At 60.9% G+C, this 3,591-nt stretch carries 5 protein-coding genes; all 5 read right to left on the bottom strand.

Annotated features, from left to right (window positions below; genetic code table 11):
* Positions 1-548 (bottom strand): PBSX family phage terminase large subunit (locus tag D1646_RS21875; RefSeq protein ID WP_160638452.1); only part of this gene is annotated, 548 nt, incomplete at its 3' end.
* On the bottom strand, positions 535-960 hold the full coding sequence (locus D1646_RS21870) for a transposase (RefSeq protein ID WP_160638451.1): 426 nt from the start codon (positions 958-960) through the stop codon (positions 535-537). The genes D1646_RS21870 and D1646_RS21875, both read right to left, overlap by 14 nt.
* 48 nt (positions 961-1,008) lie before the next feature.
* Positions 1,009-1,221: a hypothetical protein gene (locus tag D1646_RS21865; protein WP_160638450.1), complete on the bottom strand. Its 213-nt coding sequence runs from the start codon at positions 1,219-1,221 to the stop codon at positions 1,009-1,011.
* Positions 1,222-1,266: 45 nt separating this feature from the next.
* Complete coding sequence (locus tag D1646_RS21860; protein ID WP_201754803.1) at positions 1,267-1,659, bottom strand: RusA family crossover junction endodeoxyribonuclease; 393 nt, start codon at positions 1,657-1,659, stop codon at positions 1,267-1,269.
* Positions 1,660-1,982: 323 nt separating this feature from the next.
* On the bottom strand, positions 1,983-3,591 hold a 1,609-nt coding region (locus D1646_RS21855), incomplete at its 5' end, for an AAA family ATPase (protein WP_160638449.1).

Genomic DNA, 3,591 nt, shown 5'->3' with positions numbered 1-3,591 from the left:
GGCTCCAGGACATACTTGTTGGTCCAGCTGCGGGCCATAGCGGGGGGATTGAAGGACTTGAAGCAGAAGGACCAGGGCCCGCCCCGGAACAGGGACTGCTCCACATTGCGCACCTGCTCCGGGCCGTCGAACTGGTCCAGTTCCTCGAACCAGGCCAGGCCGATATAGCCGAAGGGCACCTTGATGGATTTCAGCTTGCCGGGGTCGTCCAGCCCGAAGAAGAGGATCTTCTGGCCGGTGTCCGTGTTGGTACACTCCATGGGGCTGGTGGTACACTTGAATTTGCCGGACAATCCCAGCTCGGCGATGGCCCAGCAGATTTGGGCGTACACCGACGTGCGCAGCGTGTTGCCCACCTTGCGCAGGACTACCGCGTGGCTGTCGGGGTGCTTCAGCAGCTGGAGGACCAGCTCCACCGAGATAAAGCTGGATTTGCAGGACCCCCGCCCGCCCTTCTCCACGATCTCGTCGATCTCCCCGGACTTCACCGCCCGGTGGGACTGGGCAAAGGCCGGGGAGACCAGCTCTGACAGTCTACAGGTCGTCAATGATTTGGACACCTCCCTCGTCTGTGGCGGTGAGCTCCGGCTTGTCCCGCCACCGGTCTGGCCTGCGGTTCTTCAGCCAGAAGATTTGGGCGGTGGTGTCAGGCGGGATGTGCTTGACGGTCTGGACCACTTTCACGCCGTCCTTGTCGGACTTCTCGATTTTTTCCTCCTGGAAGTCGTAGCCCAGGGCCCGCTTGAGCAGAGCGTTCTCCACCTGGATGTCCACGACCTCCTTGCCCTTTTTTAGGGCCTCGGAAATCTTGGGATACTTCTTTTTCCAGTCGTAGAGTGTGGCGGGATTGATCCGCATATTCCCCGCCATCTGCGCATCCGTCAGCCCGTCCCGGGCCCAGCCCTCCAGCAATGTCAGCCCGTCCTCGGTCAGCCAGTATTCAAACTTTCCACGGGCCATACCGCCACCTCTCCGCAACAATCCTCAAGGTCATCTATGTTCTTGGGATTATGGTACACCAGAATTTCCGCTTCTGTCTTCTATATCTAGTACTGCCAATATTTTTTCAAATTTTTCCACGGTCAAGAACCGTGTTCCACACACAGCGCATTTTCTGCGCCGCCGAATACTTCCATCCCACTGCTCCCGGGAATCATAGACGATGCTGTCCTCCCCGCACACCGGGCACATTCTGGCGGCGCAGTTTTCAATTTCTTCCATGTAAAACCCCGCGCCTCCTTCCAGTGTCCAAGTTGGACACCTGTGTCAGGTTTTGTCCGCCGGAGCGATTTCCTCAGCGCAGACGTATATCCCCGGCACCTCAGCCCAGAATTTTTCGCAGATCTCCGAGGCCACCTGGGCGTCGTCCTTCCAGAACCCCACATTGGTCATGCAGTCCTTCAGCAGCTTGTTCAAGTTATCCGTGTCGGGCTTGGTGATCCGGTACTCACCGTCCTTGTGCTGCCCCCTGGAGAAACACCACTTCACCAGCAGCCGCACCGCACCCTCCAAGGGCCGTTCCGGACTGTGCCCGGCCAGGTGGGCCGTCAGCTTTGACCGGGCCGCCAGCACCTCCGGGGGATCATAGCTTACCGGCTTGCCCTTCACGACCCGCCATTTCTTTTCCTGGTGCGTGGCAGTGGGCGGCTTCATCGGCATAAAAAACTCAAGTCTTATGCTTTTCACCTCGCTAAAGTATTTGCTTGGCGGGGACCATTTTGTCACGGCGTCATGTGGGGAGGAAGGGGGGACCACTTCCCCGCGTGGTCCCCTTCTCCCAACACGTGACGCTGCGTAGCGGCGGCGGAATTTTTTACCCCGTAGGGGTAGTGGTGCCCGCCGCAATGGCGGCAATCGTAAATTTAAGGTGTCCTCCACCACGGCAGCAATCATAAAATCATGGTCTTTGCCAATGCGGCAAGGACCTTAAAACGATGGTTTCCGCAATCATGGCGGCAATCGTGGCTGCATGGTCTTTGCCGCTAGTCCGCCTCGTCGATTTTCTTCCTGATGCCGCCGTCATTTTTGTCTACGTAGTATCCGAATTTTGCAACCCAGTCCCGCACGGTTCGGAGGGCCACCTCTTTCCCCGCGGCAGAGAACCACTCCACCAAGTCGTTCAGGGTAGGCGGCTCTCCCATATTGCAGTTGGCCACAGCGTCCTCAAACTCCTGAGCCTTGCTGCGGCGGGCCTTTTTGGCCGACTCCCGCCGCTTGTCCGCTGCCTTTTTCCAGGCCGGGTCCTGTCCCTCCGGGTCAATATCGGCCAGGACGCCGGAGCTGTCCGGGCGGTGGATGGGGTAGCGAAACCAGACGTTGACGGGCTGAAATCGGGGGAACTCTCTGAGGGTACCCTCAATGCGCCAGGCCGTACTGGCCTCTGCGGCCCTTCTGGACTCCTGAACAGCTGCCAGCATATCCCTGTACTCCTGCTCCCCCAGAACGCTCTCACAGGCCTCCAGGGCGGCTCTTTCGCTGCACAGATCGTCCTGGCCGGCCTCCTCCAGCTTCCCCGCCCTCTCCAGCGCGGCGGCGCAGGCGGCGCAGACGGCGTTGTTGAGCTCCTGCCGCCGCAGCTCCTCGCTCACCGGCAGCTCGATCATATCCAGGAGGGCATCAGGGTCACGGGCGAATACCCCGGAGCCGCTGACCCGGTCCATGGAGCGCTTGTCCCCCTGCCGGCCCTTGGAGTGGTGGTGGCAGTAGATGACGGCGCAGCCCAGCTCGGTACACACCTTGTCGAACTGGTTGCAGAACCGGGCCATTTGGTCGGCGCTGTTCTCGTCGCCGGTGATGATCTTATAGATGGGGTCGATGATAACAGCGATGTAGTTCTTTTTGGACGCCCGGCGAATGAGCTTGGGGGCCAGCTGATCCATGGGCACCGACTTGCCCCGCAGGTTCCAGATATCCACACTGTTCCGGGCGGGGGCGCCCATGGCCTGGCGCACGTCGCGGAAGCGGTGGAGACAGGAGGCCCGGTCCAGCTCCAGGTTGACGTACATTACCTTGCCTTGGGCGCAGGGAAAGCCCAGCCAGGGCAGGCCCTCAGCAATACACACCGCCAGCTCGATAAGGGCGAAGGATTTGCCCGCCTTGCTGGGGCCGGCCAGCAGCATCTTGTGTCCTTGGCGCAGCACGTTCTCGATGAGGGAGGGGGCCAGCTGAGGCAGGCCGGTGTCCAGGTCCCCCTCCGGGTCGGGCAGGTCGTCGTTGATCCCGTCGATCCAGTCCCGCCACTCGCTCCAGGAAGCCTTCCCCAGATTGGTATCTGCCAGAAACTGCCGCGCCCCGTTCCGCTCCACCCCCGGCATCCGGGACAGCCGGGAGGGATTGCGGTTTTGCCGGTCCACGTCCAGGCCGTATTTCCGGCAGACCTCATAGAGGAAGTCCACCCGCTTTCGGTACTCCTCATAGCTGTCCGCCTCCACCCGGACGATGGCGTGGAGGCTCTTGCCACCGGAGTGGACCAGCGCGGCGATGGGCAGTTCCAGTTCCCGGAGAAGGGCGTTCTGTTCCTCCACTGGCATGGAGTCCGACTCCACCAGGGCATAACGGAAATCGGTGACGTTCTCGTTTTTGCACCCCCGG

The organism is Pseudoflavonifractor sp. 60 (assembly GCF_009911645.1).
In the GTDB taxonomy this organism is placed as follows: Bacteria; Bacillota; Clostridia; order Oscillospirales; family Oscillospiraceae; genus Lawsonibacter.
This window is presented reverse-complemented; position numbering and strand designations above follow the sequence as displayed.

Excerpts from the sequence above, each read along its gene's own strand:
- D1646_RS21870 (WP_160638451.1), bottom strand. The coding sequence starts at position 960 with ATGGCCCGTGGAAAGTTTGAATACTGGCTGACCGAGGACGGGCTGACA.
- D1646_RS21865 (WP_160638450.1), bottom strand. The coding sequence starts at position 1,221 with ATGGAAGAAATTGAAAACTGCGCCGCCAGAATGTGCCCGGTGTGCGGG.
- D1646_RS21860 (WP_201754803.1), bottom strand. The coding sequence starts at position 1,659 with ATGCCGATGAAGCCGCCCACTGCCACGCACCAGGAAAAGAAATGGCGG.